Origin of the sequence: Thermosynechococcus sp. (genome assembly GCF_046299655.1) — a bacterium.
GTDB lineage: Bacteria > Cyanobacteriota > Cyanobacteriia > Thermosynechococcales > Thermosynechococcaceae > Thermosynechococcus.
The window spans coordinates 15393-39549 of sequence record NZ_JBKBHZ010000007.1 but is presented as its reverse complement, the minus strand read 5'-3'; the positions used below and the strand labels follow the sequence as shown (position 1 = coordinate 39549).

General features: G+C 55.1%; 25 protein-coding genes. 7 read left to right on the top strand and 18 right to left on the bottom strand.

What is annotated here, in order from left to right:
* Positions 1-3 precede the first annotated feature (3 nt).
* On the top strand, positions 4-1626 hold the full coding sequence (locus ACK4HN_RS06390) for an MBL fold metallo-hydrolase (protein WP_409868930.1): 1623 nt from the start codon (positions 4-6) through the stop codon (positions 1624-1626).
* Here the strand turns inward: ACK4HN_RS06390 and ACK4HN_RS06385 are convergent.
* The 3 genes from ACK4HN_RS06385 to ACK4HN_RS06375 all read right to left on the bottom strand — a co-directional run bounded on the left by ACK4HN_RS06385 (position 1623) and on the right by ACK4HN_RS06375 (position 5492).
* Positions 1623-3056: a hypothetical protein gene (locus tag ACK4HN_RS06385; protein WP_409868931.1), complete on the bottom strand. Its 1434-nt coding sequence runs from the start codon at positions 3054-3056 to the stop codon at positions 1623-1625. The two genes, ACK4HN_RS06390 and ACK4HN_RS06385, sit on opposite strands and share 4 nt — an antisense overlap.
* A gap of 74 nt (positions 3057-3130) precedes the next feature.
* Positions 3131-4309, bottom strand: coding sequence for a PP2C family protein-serine/threonine phosphatase (locus tag ACK4HN_RS06380; protein WP_409877365.1), 1179 nt, complete (start codon positions 4307-4309; stop codon positions 3131-3133).
* 46 nt (positions 4310-4355) lie between these two features.
* Positions 4356-5492, bottom strand: a complete 1137-nt coding sequence (locus ACK4HN_RS06375) for an ABC transporter permease (RefSeq protein ID WP_409868933.1) — start codon at positions 5490-5492, stop codon at positions 4356-4358.
* Positions 5493-5913: 421 nt separating this feature from the next.
* On the opposite strand from ACK4HN_RS06375, the gene ACK4HN_RS06370 reads away from it, so the two are divergent.
* Genes ACK4HN_RS06370 through ACK4HN_RS06360 form a run of 3 tightly spaced genes read left to right on the top strand, consistent with a single transcriptional unit; the run spans position 5914 to position 7822 of the window.
* A complete protein-coding gene (locus tag ACK4HN_RS06370) occupies positions 5914-6315 on the top strand; it encodes an AbrB family transcriptional regulator (protein ID WP_409868934.1) in 402 nt (133 codons plus the stop codon).
* Entirely contained in the window at positions 6296-7048 is a 753-nt protein-coding gene (locus ACK4HN_RS06365) for a pantothenate kinase (protein ID WP_409868935.1), read from the top strand. Before ACK4HN_RS06370 ends, ACK4HN_RS06365 begins: the two co-directional genes overlap by 20 nt.
* Before the next feature lie 12 nt (positions 7049-7060).
* Complete coding sequence (locus ACK4HN_RS06360; protein ID WP_409868936.1) at positions 7061-7822, top strand: carbon dioxide-concentrating mechanism protein; 762 nt, start codon at positions 7061-7063, stop codon at positions 7820-7822.
* Here ACK4HN_RS06360 and ACK4HN_RS06355 read toward each other — a convergent pair.
* Genes ACK4HN_RS06355 through ACK4HN_RS06345 form a run of 3 tightly spaced genes read right to left on the bottom strand, consistent with a single transcriptional unit; the run spans position 7756 to position 11066 of the window.
* A complete protein-coding gene (locus ACK4HN_RS06355) occupies positions 7756-9030 on the bottom strand; it encodes an NAD(P)/FAD-dependent oxidoreductase (RefSeq protein WP_409868937.1) in 1275 nt (424 codons plus the stop codon). The two genes, ACK4HN_RS06360 and ACK4HN_RS06355, sit on opposite strands and share 67 nt — an antisense overlap.
* 2 nt (positions 9031-9032) lie before the next feature.
* Positions 9033-10808, bottom strand: a complete 1776-nt coding sequence (locus ACK4HN_RS06350; protein ID WP_409868938.1) for a mechanosensitive ion channel family protein — start codon at positions 10806-10808, stop codon at positions 9033-9035.
* Between the two features lie 45 nt (positions 10809-10853).
* Complete coding sequence (locus tag ACK4HN_RS06345; protein WP_409868939.1) at positions 10854-11066, bottom strand: hypothetical protein; 213 nt, start codon at positions 11064-11066, stop codon at positions 10854-10856.
* Between the two features lie 260 nt (positions 11067-11326).
* Between ACK4HN_RS06345 and aspS the strand changes: the two genes are divergently transcribed.
* Complete coding sequence (gene aspS, locus ACK4HN_RS06340; RefSeq protein WP_409868940.1) at positions 11327-13126, top strand: aspartate--tRNA ligase; 1800 nt, start codon at positions 11327-11329, stop codon at positions 13124-13126.
* 16 nt (positions 13127-13142) lie between these two features.
* Here aspS and ACK4HN_RS06335 read toward each other — a convergent pair whose 3' ends face one another.
* From ACK4HN_RS06335 to ACK4HN_RS06320, 4 genes are read right to left on the bottom strand one after another with little or no spacing between them, the layout of a single operon-like run.
* Positions 13143-13562 (bottom strand): gamma-glutamylcyclotransferase, encoded by a 420-nt coding sequence (locus ACK4HN_RS06335; protein WP_409851863.1) that lies wholly within the window; start codon positions 13560-13562, stop codon positions 13143-13145.
* 45 nt (positions 13563-13607) lie between these two features.
* Positions 13608-14249, bottom strand: coding sequence for a MarC family protein (locus tag ACK4HN_RS06330; protein ID WP_409868941.1), 642 nt, complete (start codon positions 14247-14249; stop codon positions 13608-13610).
* A 26-nt stretch (positions 14250-14275) separates the two neighbouring features.
* A complete protein-coding gene (locus ACK4HN_RS06325; protein ID WP_409868942.1) occupies positions 14276-14695 on the bottom strand; it encodes a hypothetical protein in 420 nt (139 codons plus the stop codon).
* A 34-nt stretch (positions 14696-14729) separates the two neighbouring features.
* On the bottom strand, positions 14730-16775 hold the full coding sequence (locus ACK4HN_RS06320) for an NAD(P)/FAD-dependent oxidoreductase (RefSeq protein ID WP_409868943.1): 2046 nt from the start codon (positions 16773-16775) through the stop codon (positions 14730-14732).
* Positions 16776-16887: 112 nt separating this feature from the next.
* Here ACK4HN_RS06320 and ACK4HN_RS06315 point away from each other — a divergent pair, with 112 nt between their 5' ends.
* Positions 16888-17187 (top strand): hypothetical protein, encoded by a 300-nt coding sequence (locus tag ACK4HN_RS06315; protein WP_409877363.1) that lies wholly within the window; start codon positions 16888-16890, stop codon positions 17185-17187.
* Here ACK4HN_RS06315 and ruvC read toward each other — a convergent pair.
* Genes ruvC through psb29 form a run of 4 tightly spaced genes read right to left on the bottom strand, consistent with a single transcriptional unit; the run spans position 17107 to position 20192 of the window.
* Entirely contained in the window at positions 17107-17586 is a 480-nt protein-coding gene (ruvC, locus tag ACK4HN_RS06310; RefSeq protein ID WP_409868945.1) for a crossover junction endodeoxyribonuclease RuvC, read from the bottom strand. The two genes, ACK4HN_RS06315 and ruvC, sit on opposite strands and share 81 nt — an antisense overlap.
* A gap of 5 nt (positions 17587-17591) precedes the next feature.
* On the bottom strand, positions 17592-18794 hold the full coding sequence (locus tag ACK4HN_RS06305; protein WP_409868946.1) for an NAD(P)/FAD-dependent oxidoreductase: 1203 nt from the start codon (positions 18792-18794) through the stop codon (positions 17592-17594).
* Positions 18791-19537, bottom strand: coding sequence for an HAD-IA family hydrolase (locus ACK4HN_RS06300; RefSeq protein WP_409868947.1), 747 nt, complete (start codon positions 19535-19537; stop codon positions 18791-18793). Before ACK4HN_RS06300 ends, ACK4HN_RS06305 begins: the two co-directional genes overlap by 4 nt.
* Positions 19524-20192, bottom strand: coding sequence for a photosystem II biogenesis protein Psp29 (gene psb29 / locus ACK4HN_RS06295; RefSeq protein ID WP_409868948.1), 669 nt, complete (start codon positions 20190-20192; stop codon positions 19524-19526). The genes ACK4HN_RS06300 and psb29 overlap by 14 nt, the downstream gene beginning before the upstream one ends.
* A gap of 71 nt (positions 20193-20263) precedes the next feature.
* Here psb29 and ACK4HN_RS06290 point away from each other — a divergent pair, with 71 nt between their 5' ends.
* Positions 20264-20623 carry a DUF309 domain-containing protein gene (locus ACK4HN_RS06290; RefSeq protein ID WP_409868949.1) on the top strand — a complete coding sequence of 120 codons (360 nt, stop codon included), beginning with the start codon at positions 20264-20266 and terminating at the stop codon, positions 20621-20623.
* Between the two features lie 21 nt (positions 20624-20644).
* Here ACK4HN_RS06290 and ACK4HN_RS06285 read toward each other — a convergent pair whose 3' ends face one another.
* The 4 genes from ACK4HN_RS06285 to ACK4HN_RS06270 all read right to left on the bottom strand — a co-directional run bounded on the left by ACK4HN_RS06285 (position 20645) and on the right by ACK4HN_RS06270 (position 24151).
* Positions 20645-22438: a DNA polymerase III subunit gamma/tau gene (locus tag ACK4HN_RS06285; RefSeq protein ID WP_409868950.1), complete on the bottom strand. Its 1794-nt coding sequence runs from the start codon at positions 22436-22438 to the stop codon at positions 20645-20647.
* 130 nt (positions 22439-22568) lie between these two features.
* Positions 22569-22829, bottom strand: coding sequence for a TM2 domain-containing protein (locus tag ACK4HN_RS06280; RefSeq protein ID WP_409877362.1), 261 nt, complete (start codon positions 22827-22829; stop codon positions 22569-22571).
* A gap of 129 nt (positions 22830-22958) precedes the next feature.
* A complete protein-coding gene (gene ndhN, locus ACK4HN_RS06275) occupies positions 22959-23411 on the bottom strand; it encodes a photosynthetic/respiratory NAD(P)H-quinone oxidoreductase subunit N (protein WP_409868952.1) in 453 nt (150 codons plus the stop codon).
* Between the two features lie 68 nt (positions 23412-23479).
* Positions 23480-24151: a DUF1614 domain-containing protein gene (locus ACK4HN_RS06270; protein WP_409851896.1), complete on the bottom strand. Its 672-nt coding sequence runs from the start codon at positions 24149-24151 to the stop codon at positions 23480-23482.
* Positions 24152-24157 lie beyond the last annotated feature (6 nt).

The following is a 24157-nucleotide window of genomic DNA, read 5'->3' as shown; positions in this document are numbered from 1 at the left end:
TTCATGATCGAGTGCCTCAACTATGGGGTGGGTCACGCCGATGAGGGGGTGTGCATTGGCTTAGGAATTGGCACCTATCGGATTTTGCTGGACTGTGGGGTGCCGTCCCTTGATGTTTTGCCCCTAGATGAAATTGAACAGCATCCCTTTGACCTGGTGCTCTGTAGCCATGCCCACGCGGATCATGCCCAGAGTCTGTTGGCACTCCATCGCCGCTTTCCCCACATTCCCATCTATGCCAGTGAGGTGACAACGCAGCTTTTGCCCCTCAATTGGCCGGATGAAACGGTACCCCCTTTTTGCCGCGCCCTGCCTTGGCGATCGCCCGTTGAGTTTGGGGATGGTCTGACGGCCGAACTCTTTCCTGCGGGACATTTACCGGGAGCCGCTGTTTTTGCCCTTACCTACCAAGACCCAAACACAGAGCAACCGCCCCTGAGCGTGGTCTATACGGGGGATTTCTTTCTCTCCCACACGCGCTTTACAGAAGGATTACCCCTTGCGGATCTGCGGGGATTGCAGCCGGATGTGCTGATCATTGAGGCAAGCCTAGGCACGGCGCGTCATCCCCACCGCCGTCAACAGGAAAACCAACTGGCAGAACGCATCCGCACGGCGGTGGATCAAGGCTACAATGTGCTACTGCCGCTGCCACCCCTCGGTACCGCTCAAGAAATTCTGATCCTGCTGCGCAGTCATCATCTTTTTACGGGACAGCCGATTCAAATTTGGGTCACGCCAGCGATCGCTCGCGGCTGTGATGCCTACCTCACGGTTTTGCCCCATTTACCCACGGCCATTCAAAATTTTGCTCAACACCAGTCTCTCTTTTGGGATCAGCGGGTCAAACCCCAAGTGCAGCCCTTGAGTAGTTTGGCGCAAATTCGAGGCGAAGCCCCCACCATTGTTCTTGTGGAGGAGGATCAAGACCTGCGTCCCTACGTGGCTCAGGGGAGACGGCCTTGGCTGGTGCTCTATCCGCGTCTGCGCTATGGTCAGCCCTTTCGGGGCATAGATCCTGACTTAGCCAGATTACCCAATGTGGAAGTGGATACGTTTTTACTCTCCCTCCATGCCGATGGCCCTGCGACGACTCAACTGATTCACAATATTCGCCCGCAGCATGTGGTGCTCATCCACGGCGATCCCAACTACCTTGCGGATTTAGCCAGCCTGAATGAATTGAGCAACCGCTACCATCTGCACACCCCCACCAGTGGCTCGACGATTCAATTTCCCATTGGCCAACTGACGCTTTCGACGCCAAGTTCATTGGTGCAACTGGCCTATGAGGGGGAGGTGAGTGAGTGGAACGATGAAGCGATGATTCGCCTACCCGCGTCTATTACCACGGATCCGCGTTGGCGACGGTTGGCGGATACCGGTTTTGTTCTTGCCTCATGGCAGGGAGAGCAACTGCTGATTCGCGGTATGACCCCCAAGGAAGTGCTGGGTGGAGCATCGGTTCCGATCGCCCCCGATCAGGAGAGCTGTTTTAATTGCCAGTTTTATCGGGGGCAACGCTGCTGGAATGAGGCTTCTGCGCTCTACAACTTCAAAGTGGCACCGGAGGGCTATTGTCCGGCTTTTGAGCGGGCAGAAACACAACCGGAACCCGAAAGCTAGGCCACTTGGAGCTGCCGCCGCAGGGTCACCGCCGGACTTTCCGCGCCTGTTTTGGGGTCAATAGCGATCGCCATGAGAGCAATGGAACGCACGCTGGCGGGCACGTCAATGTGGAGCACGGTTTGCCAGTAATCCCCATAGCGATAAAAATCAAACTCCACCAGCCAGCGGGGGCCAGCAATTAACTCTCCGGTTTCGCCATTGGTGATCCACACTTTGACGGAGCAGCCCCGTTGTGTTGCGGGCAAATTCACCTTGAGGTGCAGCGGCGATACCAGTGGTTCAGGGGCTAAAATCAACTGCGGTGGACTTAATAGATATGTCGCTTCAGGGCTGAGGGGCGTCGGCTCGACTGACAATCTGTCCACAGGGGGAGCTAACTCAGCTAACCGTTGCAATCGCGACCAAAATCGCTCTTGGCGATCGATGGGCAACTCCCGAGGCGGCGGTACAGTAACGGCAGAGAGGGGCTGGCAAAAGCTAGGCAAATCCACAACAACAGGAGCTTTTACGGGCTTCAGTTGGGGCGGTAGGGAAAAGCCACTCACCGGCACCGGTTCGAGGGCAATATCTCCTAAGACTGGCAACTGCGGGCCATGGGTTGTTTCCCTTGTTGGTGACACAGGTTCAGGGGCAGGGGGCGGGGCGGCGACAGCAGGAATCTCCGGTGCCGGTAACACCGTGACCATAAAGGCTTGGACTTGGCGGAGATCACTCTGCTCTAGGGGTTCCTTGGGCAGGAGGCGGGCTTCCCCCACCATGACTGAATAATCGGCTAGGGACGTGAGCGTACAGTGAAACCCCCATTTCCCCTCGCAGGGGATCGCTGGCACTGCGTGCTCCTGTACCACATCGCGGCTGACGGGATTGCGCAAACGAATCACCACTGTACCCGGAACGGCAACTGTACCCTCTAAAACCAACGTTTCATCGGCAAAGATCGTATAGGCACTTTGGGGCAGCTCAATGAGCGTCCTGGGCAGCTCAGCAGGGGAGGGTTCTTGCGGCTTAGGGGGGTCGGCAGCTTTCACTGGCTGCTCTGGAACCGCAGAACAGGTTTCTGGTGCCGGCAAATCCCACTCTTCGCTTTGGGTAAGGACATCAAGGGCGATCGCAAACACCTCTGAGTCGAGCACCCCCTGTTGCGCCACACGGCATTGAAATTCCCAATGCCCCGGCTGCAAATACGTAAAGGGCAAAATGCCCATCAGTCCCGTCGAACTACTGCGGTGGGTGCGGCGTTGATAGCGCTGCTTGGGTACCCCCTGATCATCGTAAAGATGGGTAATTTGCACTTCCACCGAGGTTTCGGCAACGGGACAGCGCGCCATCAAGCGGTAACTGCCCTCCAACACTTCCGCCGAGGGTGGCTCTAGGGGCAACCAAGCGCGATCGCCCTCCCTTTGCAGTAAAAACTCCCATCCGCCCATAGCTCATTTTCACTCTGCCACTGCTTAAGGATATTGCCCAGAAAGGGTCCCATTATGCAATCTCAGATGCAAAGTTAGGCCGCTGGAAAGGCCACTTGCACCAATGAAACATCGTCACTGCCAAAGGCATCGGGCGCTGCATGGCGCTGCACTTGGGCAATCAACTGGGGCAATGCAGGCATGAGGTCTTGGGTGTGGGCAGCCATGAGCAACTCCCTAAAGGCTTCGAGGCCCCAAACCCGATTGGCGGTTGTTTCAAACTCATAGATGCCGTCACTAAAGAGATAGAGAACTGTCGAAGGGGGAACTTCAATCGTGGCTTGGGTAAATGCCATGTCAGCAAACATGCCAATGGGAATGCCCGGTGTCTTGAGGAGGGTAGCTTGCCATCCATCAGCCTCAGGGGTGAGGAGCAGTGCCGGCGGGTGCCCACCACTGGCATAGGTCAACTGCCGCCTTTGGCGATCGTACACGCCGTACCAAATCGTGAAATACTTCTCGTGCTGATCCGTCATTTGAAAGCCATTGTTGAGGGCTTCGAGGACTTGGGCAGGGTGCAGATAATCAAACGTGCCGCTGGTTTGCTCTCCTCGCGTTGTACTGCGCAGCAGGTTCAAGACAGAGACCGAAGGCAGGGCTGCCCCCAAGCCATGGCCTGACATATCGAGAATGTATAGGACAAGATAGCGATCGCCCACCCAAAAAAAGTCAAAGCAATCGCCGCCCAACTGACTGGAGGGCAAGAAATAGTAGTTAATTTTGCAGGGGGCTTCTTGGGGAGCTGGCAAAAGCGATCGCACATAATCAGCGGCCTCGTGAAGTTCCGCCTCAAGAAGTTGTTTTTGCTTGAGCAGATCTTGATTGAGTTGATAAAGGCGTAGACCCGCCTGAATCCGTGCCCGCAGTTCATTGGGATCAATGGGCTTTGATAAGAATTCATCGGCACCGGCATCCAAGCCCTGAATGCGGTCTTCCACCTCCCCTTTGGCAGTGAGCAGCACAAAAAAACTGCGGGAGAGTTCCTGATCCTGCTTGATTTGACGACACACCTCTAGGCCGTCGAGTTCAGGCATCATCCAGTCGCAGATGATCAGGGCGGGTTTTTCAGCAGTGGCGATCGCAATCCCCTCGCGGCCATGACTTGCCACGGAGACCTGATAGCCTAGCTCCTTGAGCCTTTTCCGCAGCAAGAGGCGGGTGGTGGGATCATCGTCAATGACCAGAATTCGATAGAGCCGGCGATCGCCACTCATAGCCTATTTCTGAAAATCTCCCCCTAGTGTATCCCAAGGGTCTCGGCTATTTTTCTACCCGCTTAGGATCAAGGGCATCCCGCAGACCGTCGCCGACAATGTTGAAACAGAGCACCGTGAGCACAATCAGCGTGGCCGGTGCCCAAACGAGCCACGGCTGCAAAACCAAAATTGAGACATTCGTTGCCAGAGAAAGCATATTCCCCCAAGAGGGATCCGGCTGCTGAATCCCTAGACCAATGAGGCTCAGGACGGATTCCGCCACAATAAAGCTGGGAATCGAGAGGGTTGCGGCAATAATCACGTAGGTCGCTGTTTGAGGAATAATGTGCCGCACAATAATGTAGAGCGATCGCCCCCCCATCACCTGCGCCGCTTGCACAAAGGCCATTTCCTTGAGGCTGAGCACTTGACCGCGAATCACCCGCGCTAGCCCTGCCCAACTCACAAAGGAGGTAATGATAGTGATCAACAGAAATCGCTCACCACTACTAAGGCCAGCAGGCAATACCGCCGCTAAGGCCACCAGTAAATAGATCGTCGGCAGCGTCATTAGCACCTCAACACTCCGCATCAAGACTGCATCAATCCAGCCGCCAAAGTAGCCGGCAATCGCCCCCACGAGAATGCCAATTGGGAAGGAAATCGCCACCCCCACAAGGCCAATACTGAGGCTGATGCGAGCACCAAAGAGCAGCCGGCTTAACTGATCCCGTCCTTGGTCATCCGTTCCCAAGAGATTCAGATAGCCCTTGCCCACCGTGCCAAAGAGATGGCGATCGCTAGGAAACCCCGCAAAAATAGTGCGCGGTTCAATTTGGGGATTCGTCAGACTCCAGCGCGTCGGCAGCGGCAAGGTAATTTCCAAGAAACGGTAGGGATTGCCCTTGACAAAAAGGCGAATTGGCGAAGGCTCATCCCAGTCCACAATGAGAGGCCGCTCCCCGGTTTCTAGGTTCACAGGACCTAGGCGGGTGGGATAGACATGCGGCCCAATCCACCGACCCTGCGGCGTGCGCCAATAAATGCGGGTAGGGGGCAGCAGGGCACCATCCACTTGAAAGGCATAGGGGCTATAGGGAGCGACAAAATCGGCGGCGATCGCCAGCAAGTACAAGCTCAGCAACACCCCCAAACTAAACATCACCAAAGGATTGCGCCGCAACGTTTCCCAAGGGGTCATTCGTCATTGATCCGTTAGGGTACAGCCACTATACAGCTTTTTTGTCTCCTAGGGCTGCTCTGACAGACTGCATGCCTACACGTATTCCGCACTTTTGGAGAGGCACGGTGCAGTAGATAAATTTGACTCAAAAAGCAATAAGCGATAAATAAAACTTAACAAAATAACACTAAATCCCCTTTCTTGTTAAATAGATTCGGCATCACTATATGATTATATTGATTGCTTCAAACTAACATATTGCTAAAAAAAGTACTTTGTGTTTCAAATAAAGTGGTAGCTTGATTAAATCTAATGATTTCTACTCAGATTATTCTCGCAGACAGACTTTTTCTCTCTAGTGTGGGCACCTGTTGATTAAAGAACAATTTAGTTGCTTTATTCACTTGAATAGTGTTCTGATAGAGGAAATATCAACCAAATGGAAAAACCGAAGCCCCTAACTGGTAAAGCACTCCTGCAGCGCTTAAGTGAACTGGGTTCTGTATCCTGTAGGGAAGCTGCAAAGCTTTGTGGCTACTATCGCGTCACAAAATTCGGTGAGGTGCGGGTCAACCTGGGGAAATTTTACGAAGCGGTACTCGCTGCCAAGGGACTAGAGGTACACTCATCGGAAAAAGAAGCCAACAGTCAATCAGGACGAGGGCGATCGCCCTCCTATCGGGTGAAAGTGCACCAAAACGGTCAGATTGTCATTGGTTCTGCCTATACCAAAGCGATGAACCTAAAGCCGGGGGATACTTTTAAAATCAAGCCGGGATATAAACATATTCATCTCTATCTCATCGATCCAGAAGAAGTGGATGGTGTCTCCACAAAGTAATCACTGGTTCGCCCTGATCATTGGCAATAGTCGGCAGCACTGGGCGCTCTTTACGGGTGAACACCTCAGCCGCACTTGGCACTTGCCCCTTGAGGAATTAGCCGTCAACCCTGCCCAAGCCTATCCCAACCTCCCCTGCTGGGGGGCGAGTGTTGGTTCTGTACCACTGCACCAAGTCTATCCGAGCGCGATCGCCCTCACCCTTGAGGATATTCCCATTCCTCGGATGTACCCAACCTTGGGCATTGACCGTGCCCTTGCCCTCTGGGGCGCGCTCCAAGTTTATGGGGCACCGGTATGTGTGGTGGATGGGGGCACCGCCTTAACCTTGACCCTTGCCAACGAGCGCGGCGAATTCGCAGGCGGGGTTATTTTCCCCGGCGTTGGGTTAATGGCGCGGGCATTGGCGGATTACACAGCCGCTTTACCCTGGCTAGCCATCCCCACCGAACCGCCCCCGCGGTGGGGTACCACCACCACCACAGCGATTGAAAGCGGTCTTTACTACGGCACTGCCGCCGTGCTGCACAGCTACTTGGGCGCCTTTTTTCAGGAGTCTCCCCAAGGCAAGGCGATTGTCACTGGGGGCGATCGCCCCTTTCTCAGTGGGCTATTACGAACATTCTTAGACCCTGATCGCTGGTGCGAGGACGATCATTTGGCTTTTTGGGGCATCCGCGCCCTCCGCAACCCAACCGCTAAGATAGAAGTAAACTCAGTACATTTGGATTGACGAATTTCGCCCATGGAGCGACGGGATGACTTTACGGATTTAGCCTTGGGTTTAGTCTCCGCCCAGAGCTTTCCGGCAATCGTGGGCATTGCCGATCACATGCTCAAATCCTCCGATGTCCTCCTTGTGGGCTACGAAAAAATTGGCGGTGGCCACTGTACTGCCGTGGTGCGCGGTCAGATTGCCGATGTGCGTCTGGCGGTAGAAGAGGGTGCCGAACGGGCACGGCAATTTGGTCAAGAACTGAGTACCTTAGTCATTCCCCGCCCCGATCCCAACCTAGAGAAAATCCTCCCCATTGGTAGTCTTCTTGCCCAGATTGCCTCTAAACATCGCGGCCATCGCCTCAGTAGCTACGCCGTGGGTCTATTGGAAACCCGTGGCTTTCCGGCCATGGTGGGGGCGGCGGATGCCATGCTCAAGGCCGCAGATGTGATGCTAACAGCCTACGAGACCATTGGCGCCGGTCTGTGTACGGCCATTATTCGCGGTACCGCCTCCAATACGGCGATCGCCCTTGAGGCAGGGATGGCCGAAGCGGATCGCATTGGGGAACTCCATGCTGTGATGTTGGTGCCTCGTCCCCTTGAGGATTTGGATCAGTCACTCCCCTTGGCACCCGCCCTACAACCCGAGCTACAACCCCTGCGGCTGCCCCTCAACCTCAAACAAAAAGAGAGCGAACCCCTTGCCCTCCAAGCCGCCGCTCAAGAGAGGGTGGCGGTGGAAGCCCCTGCCGAAACGGTGCCTGTCGAACCCACAGCCAATCCCTGACCGGCAATCCAGCCCGTTGTCCACGCGCTTTGCAGGTTGAAGCCCCCCGTCACCCCGTCAATATCGAGAATTTCCCCCGCGAAGAACAGCCCCTCACAGCGGCGGCTGGCCATGGTTCTAAAATCCACGTCCTTCAGATCTACCCCGCCACAGGTGACAAACTCCTCCTTGAAGGCGCCCTTGCCCGCGATCGCAAATGAACCTTGGTGTAAGGCCGCTGCCAGTGCCAGCAGTTGTTTTTTGCTCAGGTGCGCCCACGTTTGCTCAGGGGGAATTCCCAACCTGGTTGTCCAATAGCGCCAGAGGCGACGCGGTAAGGGAAAGGGACAATGGTTAGCGATCGCCCGCTTGGGGCTACGGCTACGACAGGCGGCCAACTCTGCTTGAATCTGGGGCAAAGAGAGGTGAGGAAGCCAATTTACCACCAAGGTGCCGCGATAGTTCTGCGCTGCTAAGGCCCGCGCTCCCCACGCCGAGAGCTTCAAGATCACTGGCCCACTCAAGCCCCAATGGGTCACAAGAATGGCGCCGCTTTGGGTCAAGGCAGGCTGTTGTGGCAATTTGAGGGTAGCCTGCACGGGGTCAACACTGACGCCGGCGCGCTCGTGCAAGAGGGGATCCTCCACTTGAAACGTAAACAGGGAAGGCACGGGGGGAATAATGCGGTGTCCCAATTGCGCCGCCAAGCGATAGCCTTGGGGACTGCTGCCTGTGGCCAAGAGGACGCGATCGCCCACAAGGGGTGAGGGCTGCTGAGCGAGAGTAACGTGAAACGCAGAGCTAACCTTCGCAATTTCCTTCACCCCTGCCCGCGTGCGGATGTGGATGCCCAAGGCCGTTGCCTCCTGCACCAGACAGTTGACAATCGTTTCTGAGTCATCACTGGCGGGAAAGACGCGCCCATCGGCCTCGGTTTTTAACTGCACCCCCCGTGCCTCAAACCAAGCAATCGTGTCTTGGGGTTGAAAGCGGCTAAAGGCACCCCGCAGCGCCTTGCCCCCACGGGGATAGTGCTGCACGAGCAGCGCTGGATCAAAACAGTGGTGGGTGACATTGCAGCGCCCCCCGCCAGAGAGACGCACCTTGCTGAGCACCGTGGCGCCGGCTTCCAAAATCGTGATGCGATCGCGGGGGTTCGTTGTCGCACAGGCGATCGCCCCAAAAAAGCCAGCAGCACCACCGCCAATGACTAAAATACACCGACCCATGATCACGATTCCAAGGGAGAAGGATTCACATTTTCACCTTGACCGTTGCGATCGCCCCCCCAGTGAAGCTGTTGATGTAGCCGCCCCACAGCAATCCCCTCTGCGGCCATGAGGTTGAGCAGCCGCCGCCGAAACTCCCGCCCTACCGTCCATTGTTGTCCTGGTTGTGTCTTCATCCAAATGCGCACGAGCAAGCCGCTGGCGGTAATCTCATCAATCCCGAGGATCTGCGGTGGCTCCAACATCTTAAGTTGCCACTCAGGCTCTTCATAAAAGCGACGACTAAGGTCCTCTAATAGCGAGAGTAAGCGATCGGGATTGGTCTCCACATCCACCCACAGTTCAAGATTCACCCGCGACCACGTACGGGTTAAGTTGGCCACCTTGGTAATCATACTGTTGGGAATTGTAATCAGCTTACCCTCAGCGTTGCGCAACTGCGTAATGCGTAAATTCAAGTTTTCTACCACCCCTGAGTAGGGGTCAATTTCCACCACATCGCCAATGCCGTACTGATCCTCCCAGACAATGAGCAGACCATTGATGATGTCCTTGATCAAGTTTTGCGACCCCAAGGAAATGGCCAAGGCTAAAAAGCCTCCCACCGCCAAGATGGAGGACACTGGCACCCCTAAAGAGCCAAGGATGACCACGAGTCGAGTGAGATAGATCACAGCGGTCTTACAACTGCGCATCACCTCCACCGTGGTGCTTACCCGCAGGGTTCGGCGCTGCGTATCGGCAAACTTGAGCAGATTATTTTGCTCCCAGAAAACGCGCAGGCGATCAAGAGCTAAATCAGCAAATTGGTTCAGTAGCCCCGTGCCAAACCACACCACCATCCAGAGAATCGGCAGACCATAGACTTGGGAACTCAGCCAGCGGGTCATGGGAAAGAGACGCAAAACTGCCGCTACGCCGAGCAGCCACAAAGCCACTTGTCCCCACAACAGCAGATAGCGCACCAGACGAATCAGCTTGATCCGCTGTTTGAGGAAAAAATGCTGGCGCAGATGGGGTAAAAAAGGGAAAAGCCACTCTGGTTCCGAGGTCTGGGTAACCACTCTCTCAAGTTGTCCCTGTAGATGCTGGTGTTGACGCAGGAGCACCTGCTGCCCAAGAAAGAGGAGGAAGCTTCCCCCGGCCACCCTCAAGGAGATGAGAAGCGCTTCCTGAACTTGGGCGATTAAGGCGGTATGGGTTCGTTCCTGAACGGCTCGGTTCATCTGCGCCTGCAAAATATCCCGCCACTGCTGGGCAAGGGTGTCGGGGGGCAGTTGATGGTAGTCGCTGTCGGCCTCTGTCACCGTCAAAAGGCGAGTGGTGCGTTCCGCTTGGCCAATGCGGGCACTAATGACCAAAACATTATTGAGACGGGCAACGCCAATATTTACCAATTCTGGCGATCGCCGCCGCTTGGCAAGGGCACTGTGGAGCACCCGCCGCAGGTTGGATTGAATGAGTTCGGCCCGAACTTCCACAGGAATCGCCTCACCGGGATGAGTGCGATCGCGCACCGTGGGTGCAGCAATGGTAAAAAGGTCACTGCCATCAAAGCGCACCTCGGTAATTTCTAGCTCGCCAAGGCGGGTGACACCGGGGGGTGGGGGAGCAACGCCAGTCTGGCTCATCCCCGGCAGCATCCCCTGCGCTACACTTGGCCAAGGGAAGAGCAGGATGAAAAAAAAGACCCCTAGGGCGATCGCTCTCTTGCGCCAGCGGCGTTGATGGACATGGATCATGGGCTGGTTTGGTAAGGCTGTGCCGCAACGTGTCAAAACTGTTCTCAACTTGTTTTGAGGGCTGCGTGGCCTGCTGGGTTCCTAGAGGCGATCGCTGGCCACCTCTCGGATCAGAGAAAGGCGCGAGGAAATGTAGCGCTCTAGATGATAGCGCTGCTGGTACTCTAGGGGATAGATATCCGTAAACTGCGTCACTAGCCACCCCTGTAGGGTGTGATCATCCATACTTAACAAGCGTCCCACCTGTGCTTGCTCAACGAAGTGCCAGAACTGACGTAGCAGAGAGGGAGTCATACTTGCCCTCCTTTTAAGGTTTTCTTTAGATTTTGCCTATCTACTACCATACGTTGCCCCTTGAAAATTGGGGTAAATTCTGTGAAAGCCGCAACTAAAGTTAGGGAATCCACATGAAGTCTTGTAAATATCTGTTGCGATTTCTAAAGGGCAGCCCTCTTGCAAACCGGTGATTCCTTGGGGATGCCCTGCTAACGCCAGGGCGGTGAGCGGCTAAAATAGTAAGGCTTTACCAACATACTCACAAATCATTGGGGTCTATGCGCACACACTACTGTGGCGATGTTCGGCTAACAGATGTCGGAACAACGGTCACCCTCTACGGTTGGGTGGATCGGCGGCGAGATCATGGCGGCGTGATCTTTATTGACCTGCGCGATCGCTCCGGCATTATCCAAATTGTCAGTGACCCCCAGCGCACTCCCGACTCCTATGCTCAAGCTGATCGCCTGCGCAGTGAGTATGTGGTGAAAGTCATGGGCCGGGTCAGCAAGCGTCCGGCGGAGTCTGTCAATCCGAAATTGGCCACTGGCGAGATCGAGATCTACGCCGATCACATTGATGTCCTCAATACGGTGCGCCAACAACTCCCCTTTGCCATCTCCAGCACCGAGAATGAGCAAGTGCGGGAAGAGGTGCGGCTGCGCTACCGCTATCTTGATCTACGGCGGGAACGGATGGCACGGAATTTACAGTTACGCCATCGCGTTGTCCAAGCCATGCGCCGCTTCTTAGAGGACGAAGCCGGCTTTATTGAAGTGGAAACGCCCATTCTCACTCGCTCGACTCCGGAGGGTGCCCGCGATTATTTAGTGCCCAGTCGGGTGAATCCAGGGGAATGGTTTGCTCTGCCTCAATCGCCGCAGTTGTTCAAGCAGTTGTTGATGGTGGCGGGGTGCGATCGCTACTACCAGATTGCCCGCTGTTTTCGCGATGAGGATTTACGCGCCGATCGCCAACCCGAATTTACGCAACTGGACATGGAGATGAGCTTCATGGATCAGGATGAAATTATTGATCTCAACGAAGCACTGATTTGCCATGTTTTCAAGACCGTGAAGGGGATTGATCTAGCGCGGCCCTTTCCCCGCCTGAGTTACCAAGAGGCCATGGATCGCTATGGCACCGATAAACCCGATACCCGCTATGGCCTTGAACTGGTAGATGTCTCCGATATTCTGAAAGATTCGGGTTTCAAAGTCTTTAGTGGGGCGATCGCCCAAGGGGGTGTGGTAAAAATTTTGCCCATTCCCAATGGCAGCGATCGCATCTCCAACGTGCGCATTAAACCCGGGGGCGATCTCTTCCAGGAGGCCACCACTGCCGGCGCCAAAGGATTGGCCTATATCCGCGTTCGTGACAACGGCGAGATGGACACCATTGGTGCCATCAAAGATAATCTTTCCCCAGAGCAAAAAGCGATGCTCCTCAAGCGTACCGGTGCCGAGCCGGGGCATCTTCTCCTCTTTGGGGCAGGGGACAGGGCAACGGTGAATAAAACCCTCGATCGCCTGCGGCAGAGAATTGCCCGTGAATTTAACCTCATTGATCCGACGGCCATTCATCTGTTGTGGGTAGTGGATTTTCCGCTGTTTGAGTGGAACGCCGAAGAGCAGCGCCTTGAGGCCTTGCACCACCCCTTTACAGCGCCCCATCCCGCTGATCTTGCCGATCTCAAAACCGCCCGTGCCCAAGCCTATGATCTCATCTTCAACGGCTACGAGGTGGGCGGCGGCAGCTTGCGCATCTATCGACCGGAATTGCAACGTCAAGTCTTTGAAACCATTGGTCTGGATGAGGCAGCAGTTCAAGAAAAATTTGGGTTTCTTCTCGAAGCCTTTGAGTTTGGAGCGCCCCCCCATGGCGGCATTGCCTATGGTCTAGATCGTTTAGTCATGCTCCTTGCCGGTGAAGAATCTATCCGCGACACGATTGCCTTTCCGAAAACGCAGCAAGCGCGCTGTTTACTCACCGGTGCCCCCAGTAGTGTGGAACCGCAGCAACTCAAGGAACTCCATGTGACGCCCGTCAAAGCCGCTAAAACTGCAAAAGAAATCTAGGCTCAGAAGTCTAAGTCTAGGCTCGCAGATGCGTTGGCCGATCCCACAGCCCCGCCGGCAGCCATTCTCCCTTGACCTCCCGCACGTCCTCAATCCTCATCAGGTATGCCCATGCCCTCCCCAAGGGGTGATGATTTAGGTCATACACTGGCACTTCTTGGCGAGTGTAGGCATTCTGGTCGGCAGGCAAACTGGGGTTATAGCCTTCAAAGGCATCGAGTCGCGCCAATACATTGGCAGGGGGGTTCTCAAAGATCAATAATTCCCCTTGTACCCAACCTTCCTCTGCCGTGAGAGCGGGATATCCCATCGGCAGATGATAAAGGCGGCCTCTCACCAAGGCCGGCTGATGGGCACTCAGCCAAGGCCGACAGAGGACCTCGTGGGGTTGATAGCCGGGTTTGAGGGTGCCATAGACAAAAAGGCGCAAGGGCATGACTGGAATGATCGAGAGCTAGGTGGATGTCTTTAATGGCCTAGTTTAACGAGTTTGATTCTGATTTGTGCTCAAGAATTCCAGACTGCCGTCGGCAATTAACTGTACAGCGATCGCCAGAATGAAAAATCCCAGAATACGGGTTAGCGCCCCGATCCCCGTTTGGCCCCATTTTCGCACCAGCGGCTCGCCCAAAAACAGACAAAGGTAGACTATGCCGCTAAACAGACCAATTCCCAACAGGCAACCGAGGTATTCTTCCCACCTTTGGCAGCGGGTTGACAGGGTCATGGTTACGCCGATCGCCCCCGGCCCACTAATCAAAGGGACGGCCATTGGCGTAAAGGTAATATCCTCTTTGTCAATTGCTTCCGCGTGCTCCTGTAGCGTTAAACGTTGATGAGAGGTCACCATCTGCCAAGCGGTATGAGCTACGATCAGCCCCCCCGCAATACGAACCACGGCTAGGGAAATCCCAAAGAAGCCAAGGATAAACTTGCCTCCCAGAAAAAATGCAACTAAAACGGCAAAGACATTACGGGCAATTTGTTTCGCTTGTTGATGACGGTACTTGGCGGGATATTTTGCCGTAAAGGTGTAAAAGATGGGAATGGCGCCAATGGGGTCAGCAATCGGAAACAGGGCAGCAACGGTTCCCAGCAAAAACGAGAAGGTTGGATGCGCCATTGACATTGACGGAGAGGTTGGGAAACTCACGTATTTAGGAGAGTAATAATCTCATGGCTAATGGTCCGCAGTTGATGGCGCAGCTCTGGCGCGGGAAGATTGGGGCCACTAAACACGCCCTGCGCAATAGTGCTGAAGCGCCACTGCTCACTCATGTAGCTGAAACCGAAAATCTCTAGACCAATGGCACGGCGTTGGCGAGAGTCTGCGTCCGAATGGAAGCGGATTTGCAGGAGTAAACTGCGCGCCTGCCAGCGGCGACTCCAACCAGGGAGGTGAAAGCCAATGTCAATCGAATGCGGATCCACCCAGTGGCGGGTGTGGGGGTCATTGGCCCAAGGATGGAGGTCTGCCCGCAGATCCGGATTGCACTGCTTAAACAGGTGAACGATCGCCCCCAATTTACTGGCCATCTGCACCGTCACTGCCTGCTCTGCCGCATTCACCGTGGTTCTCTCCGCAACACCCTTGTTCCTAAGGTTAGCGAGGGGAAACTGCTTGATCAACTCTGGCGATGGTTAGAGGTGCCAAAGGACGCTCAAGGCGGGGTTGCCCCACGGAGTAACTCAGGGCATAGCTTTGCACCAGAAGCCAAAACCAGAGTTGCGGGGCGAGGGGTTCCAGCCACCCTTGACAACGGCGCACTAGGGGGGGCAACCAACTGCCAAAGAGAGCATGGTACAGGCCATCTAGACTAAAACTCAGGTAGCTTCGCAACCAACGCAGCAGATGCCAAGGTCCTACCATGTCGTAGATCCACCACAGGAGGCCGGGGTTTTGCCAAGCGGCTCGCAGCGCCATGCGATTGAAGGCAAGCCAGCCAGTGCGGTCTTTAATAAAGCGATCCGCCAGTTCAGGGGACTCCTGTCCAAGAATGCCAAAGAAGGTATTGAGCATGGCATTGACGCGCTGGGGGGGAAGGGGGCGATCGCTGGGCACCATCATGCCTCGCGAAAAGAGCCAAGTCACCGCCGTATTGCTCTGATAGGCGCGAATTTGGTTGAGAAATTGCTTTTGCACCAAGTCGTGACGCAGGGCCGTATCCAGCAAATCCGTTAAGCGGGGCAGGTTGCGCACCAGCGAGCCAAAACCTGTAAACACCAAGGGAGACTGGAGTGAGGCAGCATCGCCAATCGCCAAGACGCGATCAAAGGCCACGGCGCGATCGCTCCAATGATGACTAAAGTGGCCGGGAATGTAACCAAAGGTCGGTTTTACCCAGGTCAGCTCCTCTAGATTGCAGCGGCGGTACTCCGGCAAAATCGCAAAGAAGTCTTCGTAGAGTTCCAACAGAGAGCCGGGAAACGCTGGCTGAATGTGGTGGTAGTGAAACAGATAAATCGTACGCTCTTCCCCTGCCCCTGGAAACAGTTCCCAAATCAGTTGCCGTCCCCGCGAAATATCGCCATGGCTAAAGAGCACATCACCGTAGTCGCCATCCCAAACCGCTGGCGGGATTCCCTTGACAATTGCCCCCACGGTGGGACAAACACTCTCGAAGGCTCGACCGCCGTTGAGTTGGCGGGCAATGGGGGAGGCAGTGCCCATCGCATCCACGAGGACACGGGCGATCGCCTGGCGCTGGGCTTGGGTCTGGCGCTGCTGTGCTTGCACCACCACCCCATTGGGATGAATCGTGCCCCTCTCAAATTCTGTCCAATCCCAAATCTCACCGCCTGCTTGGCGCAGTTTCTCACCGCACAACTGCAAGAGTTTTGCCGAGTCAAGGGCAATGTTGAGTACGGTGGGCGTGTGCAGTACGGGTGCCCGGCAATGGGCAGGAGTGGTGGCATCAAAGAACTTGTTAAAGCCATCGCGGTACTCACGGGCAATGAGGCTCTCAAACTCCGCGGCAGTGAATAACCCCAAATCAATCAGGCTCTGAAATTCCATGCGGGAGATATTCCACTCGCGATTCATGCGGCCAAAGGGCAGCCGTTCAATCACCAGCACTCGGTAGCCCAACTGCGCCATCACTGCCGCATGGATCACCCCCAAGGCTCCCCCCACATAAACCAAGTCGTAGCTGGGGGGATCACAGGGGATCGTTGCGCGGTGCAACACAGGGACAGGAGGAGTGGGCTGTTGAACCCCTTGGCGCCAGCGCTGCTCCCACCAATAGACCCGCTCTAGATCCGCTTTGCCGTTGGGCATGCGTTGAAAGTATTTCACCGTCAGCGGATAGCGATCGGCCAAGGCCTGAAAAATGCTCTGGCCCGCAGGCCAAGGGGGAAGATTCGTAGGTTGCAGGGGAAAGGCCACACGCAGCGCCCGCTCTAGCTGTTGCACACAGGCACGCTCTTGGGGAAAAGGCCGCTCTCCCCAGCGCATCACCTTGAGGTACGTGGTACGTTGCAGACTCCACAGGAAAATGGCCAGTTCCGTAGTGGTATTGGGAACCTGCCAACAGCCGCCGCTGCTTTTGGGGACAAGGGTGCCTAAGCGCGGCTGAAAAGTGTGGTGTAGCCAGCGAATGACCGCTGGGGTATCGGGTGTGGGTACCTCAAGGTATAGGAGTTCTTGCATTTTGTTTCAAAGGCCTGCTAGGGAGCTTGACAAGGGCACAATTTGGCGTAAACTGCACTGTACTAAACAGTTTAAGAGAGTTTACGATTTCTCAGAATTTCCCTGTTGCCCTATGCATTATCCCATTCCAAGGAGTCTTGAAGAAATGGCCGCCCTCAGCCAGCAGCCGGTTAGTGAAGAGGTGGTGGCGGCAGCGATCGCCGGCGTGATTGCCATTTGCCGTGCCCAAGGGCACAGTTTAGCGCAGGTGCAGGAATGGGTTTTGGCAGAAGATGACCTACTGGATTGCCAAACGCGCCAATGGCTCAGTGAAGCCGTGGAACTGGCTTGGTCAACGGTTGATGTTGTGGCAGTAACGGCTGGCGGTGAGGGCGATCGCGAGGGCATCGGCAGCGTCATCGGGCTGGGGTAGGTGGCTGAGATGGAGTTCCCGTTGCACCGCCTGTTGCACCTCGCGTTTTGCGGCGTTGCCATAGCCGGTGAGGGCTTGCTTCACTTGGGGAGGAGTGAATTCCATGAGGGGACAGTGGAGTTGACTGAGCACTAAAAGAATCACACCCCGCGCTTGAGCCACCAGAATTGTGTGACTCATTTTGTAGAAAAAGAGGCACTCCAAAGCCACCCAATCCGGTTGGAGCGCGGGAATGAGGGTGTGTAGATCGCTGTAGAGACTCTGGAGGCGATCGCCCACGGGAGCAGCCGCAGGCGTGGTAATCACGCCAAAATCACACACTTGGCAGGTGTGGTTGTGTATCTCTATGCAGCCATAGCCAAGGGCAGCTAAGCCGGGGTCTAGGCCAAGAATGCGCACACGTTCTAGTTCGCTACCCCTGCCAACAACTCCAAAAAGGGCTTGGCCATCCAGTTTAACCCCACCTTCAGTTGGTGATCGAGGGTGGGCATGCGATAGAGGTAAATTAACCGCCGTGCGAGATAGGCCAGAGGACCATCCAAAGTCAGCCCCAGCCCTGCTAGGGCGGCGCGATCCGTGCCGAGGGTGAGCATCTCGCCGAGATGGGAATAACGACAGGGAAGGAGGGGGCGATCGCTGAGACTGGCCCAAAGATTCCAGGCGGCATAATCCGCCTGTTGAAACGCCGCTTGGGCCGTATGGGGAATTGCTTGTCCCTGCTCATCCACGGCATCCGCCGCATCCCCAAGGGCAAAAATCTCTGGGTGATCCACAACTTGCAATGTGGGCATCACCTCAAGGCGCCCTGTGGCTGTTTTGGGCAAGTCAAGGGCAGCAATCACGGGTGAAACCGCTGTCCCCACCGTCCACAGCACAATATCCACAGGCAGCTCATCCACGCGGTCTTTGTATTGCAGCGAAATGTGATCCGCTGTTACCGCCACAGGGGTTGTCTCTAGATCAATCCACACCCCACGGTCTTCGAGGGCGCGCAGAGCCGCCTTGCGATTAAATGCGGGGGAAGACTTGAGAATCTCGCTGTTGCGATCCACCAAACGAATGCGCCCGCGGCTACCTAGGCGCTCTGCGAGTTTACAGGCCAATTCCACCCCACTTGGCCCTGCACCCACCACCACAACCCGAATGCGGTCGCGATCGCAGTGCTCACACCGTTGCAGCGCCTCTTCAAGGCGGTAGGCATCGCTCAGGGTTCGGAAGGTCAGGGCGTACTCCGCTACCCCAGGGATGCTATTCTTTGGGGTTTCTCCCCCCAAGGCCAGAACCAGTTGCCCATAGGTCAGAGGACTACCCTCCCTCAGATGAACCGTTTTTGTTTGCCAATCCACCGCAGTTACTGTGTCTTGGTGAAAGACCACTGGGGTCTCCTTGAGCAACTCCACAAAAGGCGGTGCAATTTCCCAGGCCTGTAGTTCCCCCGTAATTAGCTCATAGAGTAGGGGGGTAAACACAAAGCGATCGCTCTGATCCACTAAGGTAATCTCTGGCGGCGAAGCCCAAGGAAACTGCGCCAAGCGCAGAGCCGTATAAAGCCCGCCAAAGCCACCACCGAGAATGCAAATTTGGCTTCTCACCGCTGCTTCCGTCATGACGCTCTTCCCCTCAGTATAACTTGCACCTCTGTAAGGTCAGAAATTTGAGGCACGGCGAGGGTGTGCGGCAGGGGGGGATCCGGCAGCAAGGGGCGATCGCGCCGCAGCCAAATCGCTTGCAGTCCTGCCCCTTGGGCACCAAGGACATCCTCTTCCCAACTATCACCAATGTGCCAGACCTGAGACGCTGGATAGGAAGCCACTGCCCGCTCAAAAATCAGCCGATCCGGTTTCGCCGCCCCCACCTCACTAGAAATCCACACCTGCTTGAAAAACGGCGCTAATCCCAAGGCGTCTAAAACACCATACAAACGGCTATCAAAATTGGACACCACCATCAAGGCAATGCCCTGCCCTTGCCAATCCTTCAAAGCAGGCAAGACATCCCCATAAAGGAACCACGGTTCAGCCGTGGCATAGTAGGCAAAGATGGGCGCAAAAAACCGCTCAAAATCCGCAAATTGATCCAGCACCCCCGCACGGTGAAAGGTGTCTGCCGCAACCCCTTGCCACCACTTGAATTCGGCCTCTGCGCGTTGTGACGCGCCAACTTCTGGAAAAGCGCAGGGGGGTGCAGCCTTAAAGGCCTTAAAGAAGGCCACATCCAGTGTGGCGGGATCGACATGAACTCCCACTGCGGCAGCAAAGCGGGCGTAAACTGTGCCCACCGCTTCCCGCAGGCCAAAGAGGGTGCCGACCGCATCGAGGGTAATGAGTTGAGGCGGATCAAGCGGGAGCATCGGAACTGGCATCCACAGCGGGTGAGGGAGAGGCCTCCTGAGCACGGCGCTTGCGTTCTTGCTCCACCAGATCTTTCATCAGACTACGCGCCTGATTCATCTTGTCGAGGTTGCTGCGGTAGAGTTCGAGATCGCGCTTGACTTTCTCGATTGGCAGCTTAATGACGGGAGCGAGTTGATCGAGTGTCTCGTTGAGATTCGTTGTCAAATCCCCCGCCAGCTCCTGCAGGAAGGCATAGAGTCCCACCGCATGAAGGCGGCTATACTTGCCCTCATGGTTGAGGCTGTTGAGGGGCGCACTGGGTTGACCACTGTTGAGTTCCTCAAGGATTTGACTCAAGGGACGGCCTTGGTACTGTTGCCAACTGGCGGCATCCTCCTTAAGTTGTTGCGGATTCATTTCCTCAGCGACACCGAGGGCATGGAAAATACTGGCGCGATCGCCCGCCGGCTGATACCCCTCCATAAACTGGTCAAAGGCGGTAACAACCCCAAGGGCAAAAAGGGGAGAGTAGCGAAACTCTACATTGACGCGCAGCAGATGAATTTCAACCAGCAGCTCTTCGATAAAGCGGCGGTAGATGGAGTGAATGGGTCGCCTGTGAACCGCATAAAAGGCGCGTTTGGTATCAGAGACAGTTCGAGGATTTTGCACAAGCTTTGCCGATATTCGTTAAAAAATGTCATGATTCTTTACTATTATCGCCCATTGCGCTTTCCCAATCAATGATGCGTCCTGAGCTTGCCCTCGCCATTACTCAATTCAACAACAGCGAATTCTATGCCTGTCACGACACCCTCGAAGCCCTCTGGTTAGAGGCCAGTGGACCTGAGCGCACGTTTTACCAAGGCTTGCTCCAAATTGCCGTGGCCTGCTATCACCTGAGTCGGGGCAACCAGCGGGGGGCAATTTTGCTACTGGGGGAAGGGCGGCGGCGCCTTGAACAATGCGATCCAAACTTTAGCGGCCTAGACTTGGCAACCTTTTTGACGGCGGTGGCAGAGTTACAGTCGCAGCTGCAGTCTTCCTTAACGCCAAACGTTCTATTGCAGCTTTCAGCAGTCAACTCCCCAGATCAGGCCTAGAGACCTAGCTGCCCAGATTCCCTAAAACTCAAGTTCATCCTCTTCAGACAGGTCGGCAATGGAAGTGTCTGGAGTGTCTGCTTCATCGGGAAAGCGAATGACCACCCCATTAAAGAAGCGTGCTAGTTTTTCAGCGGATTCCCGCACAGCATTCGGCGCAGGAGTGGGCGGTGGTGGCGGCGGCACAGGGGGTGATTCTGTAGGGGGTGGTGGTGGTTCTTCCTGTGGCCGAAAGGAAACGAGGCCAGAGGATGGCGGCTCTTTTGTTTGGGGTGCAGGGGGAGCTTTGTGGGACGGGGGCGCAATCTCAAAGAAAACCTTAATGGGACGGCCTAGAACTTTGGAAAAGGCGGCTTCAATTTTGGCTTGATTATTTTTCGTCAGATTTAACAGGGTTTGATTGACAATGCCGATGTGCACCTCGCGATCGCTAATTTGTCGCAGGTGACCATGTTGCGAGAGCAGCGCATAGGTACTCATTTGCATCTGCTGCAAAACCTGTAGCGCCTGCTCCCAAATAGCTTCGGTATTACTTACTTGCGGTTCAGGAGATGGCTTGGGTTCAGAAGCTGGAGCAACCGTGTCTTTAGTGTCTTTCGTTTGAACCTGTTTAACTTCCGATGCCTTGAGGGGGTTAGGCGCAGTAACCGCTTGCGACTCGCGGGAGACAATTGTCAGTTTCGGACTGGTGATTGGTGTAACATTTGCCACAGTGGATTGTGGTGCCGTCTCCCTTATCAGCCCTAGAAGGCTAATTTCCAGCCAGAGACGGGGTTGATTGCTCTGTTTGATTTGACTTTCGCAGGTGCGCAGATGTTGTTGAGCCTGCAGAATCTCTTCAACGGACCATGTCTCAGCAAGGGCAATGAGTGCCTGCCAAGTTTCCGTTGTGAGGGCGACTAAGTCCTGCCGTTCAGGGACGGTTTTTGCCAAGAGCAAATCGCGGTAGAGACCGGCAAAATTTTGCAGAATTGTCAGCGGATCGCGACCCCGCTCCAGTAATTGGCGGGTGTGCTCAAGCACCGCCACCGCATCGCGACGGGCGATCGCCCCCAACAATTGCTGCAAATCCTGCTCAGGGACGGCTCCTGTGAGCTGCCAGACATGTTCGACGGTAATGCGTTCTGGATACAAGCTCAACTGATCCAAAAGGCTTTCGGCATCCCGCAGTCCCCCTTGGGACAATTGCGCCACGAGGGTTAAGGCTTGGGGGTCAATGTCAATTTGTTCCTTATGGGCAATGTGCTGCAGGTGGGCAACCATCTCCTCAAGGGGAATGCGCCGAAAGTCAAAGCGCTGACAGCGGGAAATAATCGTTGGCAGGACGCGCTGCGGATCGGTGGTGGCAAGGACAAAGACCACATGGGGCGGCGGCTCCTCGAGGGTTTTGAGGAGGGCATTAAAGGCCGACACGCTGAGCATGTGACATTCGTCAATCACATAAACCTTATAGCGGCATTGCACGGGAGCAAATTGCGCCTTCTCAATCAGTTCGCGAATGTTGTCCACCCCGGTGTGGCTAGCCGCATCAATTTCAATGACATCTAAACTGGTGCCATTGGCCACCTGACGACATACTTCGCACTGACCACAGGGATGCGGAGTAGGTTTAGGGCTACGCAGGCAGTTGAGGGATTTCGCCAGAATTCGCGCACTAGAGGTCTTGCCCGTACCGCGCGGCCCACAAAAGAGATAGGCAGGGGCAATGCGCTCCTTGAGCAGAGCTTGCGTGAGGGTGGTCGCGATCGCCCCTTGACCCACCAGATCTGCAAAGCGCTGGGGACGATATTTGTGGTGCAGGGGTTCGTAGGGCACTGCTGAACTAGACTAGATATGTCAAAAAATCCTGTGCTTAACCTATAACTGCTAAAAGTAGAGACATGCCCGATATTTTAGCAGGCCAGCGACTGCCCCTGATTTTCCCTGCGGGGAGAACCTTTAGCTTCTAGAACCAGCCTTTTTTGCTAGCAATGTACGTTCTGTAAAACTCCTCATCACTCTTGGTGAGGTAGATAATGTCCTCAATCAGACCAATAATGCCCATAACAGGGGCAACCAGACCACAGGTCAAAAGGCTGACCAGCAGCATGATCAAGCCCTCGGTGTTGTAGCCAAGCACAAATTTGTGAATGCCAAGGGTACCCAAGAGGATACCGCAAATGCCGGCTGCCAATTTCTTCCCTGAAATATCAGAATTTGAGGTCATCGTCCCTTCCCCAATGGTTATTTTTGATACAGCGCGATCGCGCCCTCTTAGCGCATATCCTTCAGGGTTTCAGCAGGGTTGTCAAGGGGGAAGTAGGCAGTTTGCTGATTGACGCAACCAATCAGAATCTTAAGCAGCAGCAACCCAATCGGCAAGGGGTTCCCAGCGCACAGAGCGATCGCCCTCCACTTCCACCACCACTTTGAATTTCGGCAGCGTCTGAGTCAACTGTGCCAAGTAGGCAAATTCCTGCTTTGAAAGGCGTTTACCATCAATCAGCCACAGCACTAAGCCTTTGGCGTTAGGGGGGAGATTTTCCAAGTGATAGGTAACAAGAGGAGGCTGGAAATATACCCGAATGTTCTCCTTGCCTGTGTGAGCCGGACGAATCCCGTGCTCTTGGGTCAGGTAGGCGGCTAAATCCCCCAAGCCGGGTGCGCTCATATGCAGGGTGGTATAGCCCTTGGAACGCAATCGCCGTTGATAGCGCCCCTCAAAGCCGCCCTCCGGCGGCACAAAGAGTGCCAATGCCCCAGCGGACTCTAAATCTTTAACAAATTGATAGCCAGCCAACAGACCCATAGATTTTTCTCACAGGTTTCAGCGTTCCATCCAGCACTTTACCATGCACATTCCTGCTGCGGGTATGCCTAAGTTAATAGCAGTGCAAATAACCCACATAAGGCAATACCATCAAAGACACCTGCACCCCCAATACTCAGTACGCCTGCCGACATCCGCTCAATTTCCCGTAGGTGGAGTAAATCTGCCCCAATCAAGGTTCCCAGCACACCGCCGGCAAAGGCAATAGGTGCCGCCGCCACGCCCCCAGAAATTAAAATCGCTGTCATGGCTGCTGTTAAGGGTGCAACCAAGGCATTCATTTGGATACCAATTCCCGGTACCACCTGAGCAGAGTAGTAACTGACAGCGGCCACAATCGCCGTCACCAAGAGAATTGCCAAGGGACTGACGCGGGTAAATTGATAGAGGGCTAGCACCGTCGGGATCAGGCCGCCCCCCACATTCAGTGCCACAATGGTCTTCTGCTCAATTTTGCGTAGGGGAATGCCCCAAAACCGGCTCAACCAGAGTTCCTCAAAGTCGGGAACGATGGCTACTGTGGAAACCCGCTCATAGAGGGGGATATTAATCGTACTGCCGAGAATCACCAGCAGCAGTAAAACTGAGGCAGCAGTGGGTGAAAAGCCCAACTTGGCAACGGCTACTTGTACGGTATCGAGGGCGATCGCCAGCCACAGGAAAGGCAGCGACAGCAGCAGCAGCACAAAGAGGAGAGCGGTAACGGGCAGATAAATCATAGGAAT

Bases quoted from the DNA above. Each gene is read 5' to 3' on its own strand.
- ACK4HN_RS06390 (WP_409868930.1), top strand. From the start codon at position 4: ATGATCGAGTGCCTCAACTATGGGGTGGGTCACGCCGATGAGGGGGTG.
- ACK4HN_RS06385 (WP_409868931.1), bottom strand. From the start codon at position 3,056: ATGGGCGGATGGGAGTTTTTACTGCAAAGGGAGGGCGATCGCGCTTGG.
- ACK4HN_RS06380 (WP_409877365.1), bottom strand. From the start codon at position 4,309: ATGAGTGGCGATCGCCGGCTCTATCGAATTCTGGTCATTGACGATGAT.
- ACK4HN_RS06375 (WP_409868933.1), bottom strand. From the start codon at position 5,492: ATGACCCCTTGGGAAACGTTGCGGCGCAATCCTTTGGTGATGTTTAGT.
- ACK4HN_RS06370 (WP_409868934.1), top strand. From the start codon at position 5,914: ATGGAAAAACCGAAGCCCCTAACTGGTAAAGCACTCCTGCAGCGCTTA.
- ACK4HN_RS06365 (WP_409868935.1), top strand. From the start codon at position 6,296: ATGGTGTCTCCACAAAGTAATCACTGGTTCGCCCTGATCATTGGCAAT.
- ACK4HN_RS06360 (WP_409868936.1), top strand. From the start codon at position 7,061: ATGGAGCGACGGGATGACTTTACGGATTTAGCCTTGGGTTTAGTCTCC.
- ACK4HN_RS06355 (WP_409868937.1), bottom strand. From the start codon at position 9,030: ATGGGTCGGTGTATTTTAGTCATTGGCGGTGGTGCTGCTGGCTTTTTT.
- ACK4HN_RS06345 (WP_409868939.1), bottom strand. From the start codon at position 11,066: ATGACTCCCTCTCTGCTACGTCAGTTCTGGCACTTCGTTGAGCAAGCA.
- aspS (WP_409868940.1), top strand. From the start codon at position 11,327: ATGCGCACACACTACTGTGGCGATGTTCGGCTAACAGATGTCGGAACA.
- ACK4HN_RS06335 (WP_409851863.1), bottom strand. From the start codon at position 13,562: ATGCCCTTGCGCCTTTTTGTCTATGGCACCCTCAAACCCGGCTATCAA.
- ACK4HN_RS06330 (WP_409868941.1), bottom strand. From the start codon at position 14,249: ATGGCGCATCCAACCTTCTCGTTTTTGCTGGGAACCGTTGCTGCCCTG.
- ACK4HN_RS06320 (WP_409868943.1), bottom strand. From the start codon at position 16,775: ATGCAAGAACTCCTATACCTTGAGGTACCCACACCCGATACCCCAGCG.
- ACK4HN_RS06315 (WP_409877363.1), top strand. From the start codon at position 16,888: ATGCATTATCCCATTCCAAGGAGTCTTGAAGAAATGGCCGCCCTCAGC.
- ACK4HN_RS06305 (WP_409868946.1), bottom strand. From the start codon at position 18,794: ATGACGGAAGCAGCGGTGAGAAGCCAAATTTGCATTCTCGGTGGTGGC.
- ACK4HN_RS06300 (WP_409868947.1), bottom strand. From the start codon at position 19,537: ATGCTCCCGCTTGATCCGCCTCAACTCATTACCCTCGATGCGGTCGGC.
- ACK4HN_RS06290 (WP_409868949.1), top strand. From the start codon at position 20,264: ATGATGCGTCCTGAGCTTGCCCTCGCCATTACTCAATTCAACAACAGC.
- ACK4HN_RS06280 (WP_409877362.1), bottom strand. From the start codon at position 22,829: ATGACCTCAAATTCTGATATTTCAGGGAAGAAATTGGCAGCCGGCATT.
- ndhN (WP_409868952.1), bottom strand. From the start codon at position 23,411: ATGGGTCTGTTGGCTGGCTATCAATTTGTTAAAGATTTAGAGTCCGCT.
- ACK4HN_RS06270 (WP_409851896.1), bottom strand. From the start codon at position 24,151: ATGATTTATCTGCCCGTTACCGCTCTCCTCTTTGTGCTGCTGCTGCTG.